Consider the following 5,567-nt stretch of genomic DNA (forward strand, 5'->3'; position numbering starts at 1 on the left):
GTGCCGATTACGTGCTGCGTCTGCCCGGCGTCAAACGCGTCAGCGGCAAATAATGGATGTTTCCGGCCTCATCGATAGCCTGAATCCGGCGCAGCGCGAGGCCGTCTGCGCCGAGCCGGGCCCGTATCTGGTGCTGGCCGGTGCCGGTTCCGGCAAGACCCGCGTGCTGACCCACCGCATCGGTTGGCTGAATCAAGTCTTCGATATTCCGCTGTACCGCATTCTGGCGGTCACTTTCACCAACAAAGCCGCCGCCGAGATGCGTACGCGCATCGCCGCATTGTTGCCGGACGGCGCACGCGGCATGTGGGTCGGCACCTTCCACGGCATCGCGCACCGCTTGCTGCGCCTGCACTGGCAGGATGCCGCGCTGCCGGAAAGCTTCCAGGTGCTCGATGCCGACGATCAGCTGCGCATGGTCAAGCGCGTGGTCGCCGATCTGCAACTGGACGATACCCGCTTTCCGCCCAAGCAGTTGGTGTGGTGGATCAATGCCCAGAAGGATGCCGGCCGGCGGCCGGCGGCCATCCAGATCGCCATGGGTGACGCTTTTACGCGGGCGCAGCTGCAGGTCTACGAGGAATATGAAATCCGTTGCCAGCGTTCCGGTTTGGTGGATTTCGCCGAGATCCTGTTGCGCGCGCACGAAACCCTGCTGAAAACACCCGCCTTGCTGGAGCACTACCGGCAGCGCTTCAGCCAGATCCTGGTTGACGAATTCCAGGACACCAACAACGTGCAGTACGCCTTCATCCGTCTGCTCGCCGGCGAGCGCGGCCAGGTGTTCGTGGTCGGCGATGACGACCAGTCGATTTACGGCTGGCGCGGCGCGCAGGTCGGTAACATGCAGAAGTTCCTCGACGACTATCCCGGCGCGCGCACCATCCGGCTGGAACAGAACTACCGCTCCACCGGCAACATCCTGGCCGCCGCCAATGCGGTGATCGCACACAATCCGGAACGGCTGGGCAAGAAGCTGTGGACCGAGGACCGCGACGGCGCGCTGATCGAGCTGTATACCGCCTTCAACGAAGTGGACGAGGCGCGTTACGTGGTGGCGCAGATCCAGCAGCTGATCCAGCACGGACACAGCGCTTCCGAGTGTGCCGTGCTGTACCGCAACAATGCCCAGTCGCGCGCCATCGAGGAGCAGCTGCTGTCGAACGCATTGCCGTACCGGGTGTACGGCGGCCAGCGCTTCTTCGAGCGCTTGGAAATCAAGGACGCCATGGCTTATCTGCGGCTGGTATCCAACCCCGATGACGATGCCGCGTTCGAGCGCGCGGTCAATACCCCGCCGCGCGGCATCGGCGACCGCACGCTGGATGAGCTGCGCCGCATGGCACGCGATTCGGCTTTATCGCTGTGGCGGGCTTCGGCCTTGATCCGCGAATCGTCGGCACTGAACGGCCGAGCCAAAAATGCCTTAGCTGGCTTCCAGTCACTGGTTGATAGCATCCGCGACAGCCGTGACGGCATCGAACTGTATGAGCTGTTCGACATCATCCTCGAACAATCCGGCCTGCGCCTGCATTACGGCAAGGAATCGAAAGGCGAACTCGATTCGCGCGTCGACAACCTCGACGAATGGGTCTCGGTGGCCAGCCGGTTTTCGCGCCGGATCGTGCCCGACGAGGAAGAGTCGACCAGTGAGCTCAGCGCGTTTCTGGCTTATGCCGCGCTTGAGGCCGGTGAGGGCCAAGTGGAAGAGGGCGTGGACGGCGTGCAGCTGATGACGCTACACAGCGCCAAGGGTCTGGAGTTTCCGTTTGTCTTTCTGGTCGGCGTGGAAGAAGGCCTGTTTCCCTCGGCGCGCTCGCTCGATGAAGCCAACCGGCTCGAGGAAGAACGCCGTCTGGCCTATGTCGGCATCACCCGCGCCCGCGAGAAGCTGACCCTGACCTACGCCGAAACCCGGCGCCTGCACGGCATGGAAATGTACGGCACGCCTTCGCGCTTCATCCGCGAGATTCCCGAAAAACTGATCCACGCCATCCGTCCGAAAGCCGCGCGGTACGGCAACAGCTCCGCCTATGCGTCATCCCGTTCCCTGAGCGAGGACACCGGCGTGTTCCGTCTCGGCCAGAGCGTGCGCCACGCCAGTTTCGGCGAGGGCGTGATCATGCAGTTCGAAGGCTCGGGCGCGCACGCGCGCGTGCAGGTGAATTTCAGCGAGGCCGGCAGCAAGTGGCTGGTGCTGGCCTACGCGAAACTGCAGGCGGCCTGATTCAGCCACCCAACAAAATGATGATGCCGACCAGTACGCTGCCGATGGCGGCCATGGCCAGGCCGAAATGCCAGCCCTTGCCACCGGCGCGCCGGCCGAGCAGATAGCCGGAAACGAACAGGGTCAGCACGCCGAGTGCATTCGACAGGCGCAGCGCCTGCACCGCCTCATCGACCAGCAGGAACGGCAACACGATCGGAAAGGTGGACAGGGCGACCAACAGGAACACCAGCAGGCCGTCGAGATACTGACGCCGCTCCAACAGGGCGCGGGGCTCGGGCAATTCCACCAGACTTTGCCGGAAGGCTTCGAATACCGCCGGGTTGGCGTGCGAACGCAGGCGCTCCGGCATTTCATCGGCAATCAGGCGATCGGCCTCTTCCGCGGAGGCGGCGTGGTGCAAGCGGTGCAGGAAGCTGATTTTGCGCTCGCGTTCGGTAATTTCGGCAAGCAGGTACATCACCGCATCGGTCAGGCCCCAGGCCAGATTGCAGCCGATGGCCGCCAGCATCATGGTGTGGATATCCTGCTCGCCGGCGGTGGCCACCGACAGGGTGCCGGTGAAGCTCATCGCCATCAGCGTGCCGAACACCACTTCCGAGGCGCGCTCGACCGGATCGAGGCCGGATTGATCGGAGGACTGTTTCGGATTCTGCAGGGCCATGCGTACTCAAGGAAATCGGCATTCAAGTGGCATAATAACCGGAATCACGAAGGATTCCGGTCATGCCCAAACTCGTCCTCATCGACGGCTCGTCCTATCTGTACCGCGCCTTTCATGCGCTGCCGCCGCTGACCGCCAGCGATGGCACGCCGACCGGCGCGCTGTTCGGCATCGTCAACATGCTGAAAAGCAGCCTGAAGGAAAACGCCGAGTACATCGCCTTCGTGCTGGACGCGCCCGGCCCGACCTTCCGCGATGCGCTGTACCCCGAGTACAAAGCCAACCGCGCCGCCATGCCCGATGATCTGCGCGCGCAGGTCGAGCCGATGATCGCCATCGTGCAGGCGCTCGGCCTGCCGGTCATCCGCGTATCCGGCGTCGAGGCCGACGATGTCATCGGCACCTATGCCGTGCAGGCGGCGAAGGACGGCGTTGACGTGGTGATCTCCACCGGCGACAAGGATTTCGCACAGCTGGTCGGCCCGCACATCACCCTGACCAACACCATGACCGGCAGCGTGACCGATGAACAACGCGTGCCGGAAAAATTCGGCGTGCGCCCCGACCAGATCATCGACTTTCTGGCGCTGATGGGCGATGCCGTCGACAACGTGAAAGGCGTCGAAAAATGCGGACCGAAAACCGCCGCCAAATGGCTGGCCGAATACGGCACGCTGGAAGCGGTCATCGCCAATGCCGAAAAATTCACCGGCAAGATCGGCGAGAACCTGCGTGCGGCGCTGCCGATCCTGCCCTTGAACCGCACCCTGGTGACCATCAAAACCGATGTGCCGTTGGAACGGGAATACACCCAGCTGCTGCAGCTGCCGCCGCACAAGGACGATCTGTCCGCGCTTTATTCGCGCTTCGGTTTCAAGCAGGCCTTGAAGGAGCTGCAGGGTACTGACGCCTCGCATCCTTCAGCACCGAAAGCCGCCGCCAAGCCTGCCGAAACCGATGCGCCGCCCGTTCTGTTGCCCGAAGCCAAGCCCGGCGAATACACCGCCGTGCTGGATTGGGCGGCTTTCGAGGCAATGCTGACGACGCTGAATGCCGCCGAGCTGGTCTGCTTCGAATGCCGCCGAGCTGGTCTGCTTCGATACTGAAACCGATTCGCTCGACCCGATGCAGGCCAATCTGGTCGGTCTGAGTTTTGCGGTGGAGCCCGGTTTTGCCTGGTACCTTCCGCTGGCCCACGATTACCCCGGTGCACCGGCGCAGCTGCCGATGGACGAAGTGCTGCAGCGCCTGACGCCGCTGCTGACCGATGCCGGCAAGGGCAAGTGCGCGCAGAACGGCAAGTACGATCTGCACGTGCTGAACCGCTACGGCATCGCCGTGCAGGGCCTGCGCGAAGACACCCTGTTGGCCTCGTTCGTGCTCAATGCCGGCCGTGCCCGCCACGACATGGACTCGATGGCGCTGAATTATCTGGGTTACCGGACCATCGCCTACAGTGACGTGGCCGGCAAGGGCGCCAAGCAGATTCCGTTTTCGCAGGTTGCCATCGATGATGCCACCCGCTATGCCGCCGAGGATGCCGACATCACCCTGCGCCTGCAGCGGCATTTCGCGCCGCAGTGGCAGCAGGCGCCGGTGCTCGAAGCGCTGTACCGCACCATGGAAATTCCGCTGCAGCAGGTGCTGTGCGACATCGAAGAAAACGGCGTGCTGGTCGACACCGCACTGCTGCAACGCCAGAGCGCCGATCTGTCGGCACGCATGCTGCAGGTGCAGAACAAAGCCTATGCCATCGCCGGCCGGCATTTCAATCTGGATTCGCCCAAACAGCTCGGCGCGCTGCTGTTCGACGAACTCGGCCTTGATGCCAAAGTGAAAACCCCGACCGGCGCGCCGTCCACCAACGAGGAGGCGCTGGAAGCCATCGCTGACGATCACGAACTGCCGCGGCTGATTCTTGATTACCGCGGCATGGCCAAGCTGCGCAGCACCTACACCGACAAGCTGCCGCAGATGGTCAACCCGCGCACCGGGCGCGTGCATACCAGCTACCACATGGCCGGTGCCGCTACCGGCCGGCTGAGCTCGAGCGATCCGAACCTGCAGAACATCCCGGTGCGCACCGAAGACGGCCGCAAGATCCGCGAAGCCTTCATCGCCCCGCCTGGAAGAAAGATTCTGTCCTTCGATTACTCCCAGATCGAGCTACGCATCATGGCGCACCTGTCCGATGACGCCGGCCTGCTGGCGGCCTTCGGCTCCGGCCAGGACGTGCACCGGGCCACCGCCGCGGAAGTGTTCGGTGTGTCCTTGGCCGAGGTGAGCGCCGATCAGCGCCGCGCCGCGAAAGCCATCAACTTCGGCCTGATGTACGGCATGAGCGCTTTCGGCTTGGCACGCCAGCTCGGCATCGGCCGCAACGAGGCCGCCGACTACATCAGCCTGTATTTCAGCCGCTACCCTGGCGTGCGGGCCTACATGGACGACACCCGTGCCAAGGCCAAAGCCGATGGCTATGTCGAGACGGTCTTCGGACGGCGACTTTACCTCAATGAAATCAATGGCAAGAATGCCGCCCAACGGGCCGGCGCCGAGCGCGCCGCCATCAACGCCCCGATGCAGGGCACCGCCGCCGACATCATCAAACGGGCGATGATCGACGTGGCCGGCTGGATCAACGGCCACCGCCAGCAGGCGCTGATGCTGATGCAGGTC

Annotated in this window: 2 protein-coding genes and 1 pseudogene; 2 read left to right on the forward strand and 1 reads right to left on the reverse strand. The window is 63.6% G+C overall.

Features of this window, described 5'->3' with window-relative positions; translation table 11 throughout:
- Positions 1–52 precede the first annotated feature (52 nt).
- A complete protein-coding gene (uvrD, locus tag Q0W88_RS10305) occupies positions 53–2,227 on the forward strand; it encodes a DNA helicase II (RefSeq protein ID WP_297803238.1) in 2,175 nt (724 codons plus the stop codon).
- A gap of 1 nt (position 2,228) precedes the next feature.
- On the opposite strand, the gene Q0W88_RS10310 is transcribed toward uvrD, so the two are convergent.
- Positions 2,229–2,891, reverse strand: coding sequence for a VIT1/CCC1 transporter family protein (locus Q0W88_RS10310; RefSeq protein WP_297803241.1), 663 nt, complete (start codon positions 2,889–2,891; stop codon positions 2,229–2,231).
- Positions 2,892–2,953: 62 nt separating this feature from the next.
- On the opposite strand from Q0W88_RS10310, the pseudogene polA reads away from it, so the two are divergent.
- A pseudogene (gene polA, locus Q0W88_RS10315) lies at positions 2,954–5,567 on the forward strand (DNA polymerase I); the annotation flags it as partial.

This window comes from Arenimonas sp. GDDSR-1, assembly GCF_025980345.1.
Taxonomy (GTDB): domain Bacteria; phylum Pseudomonadota; class Gammaproteobacteria; order Xanthomonadales; family Xanthomonadaceae; genus Arenimonas.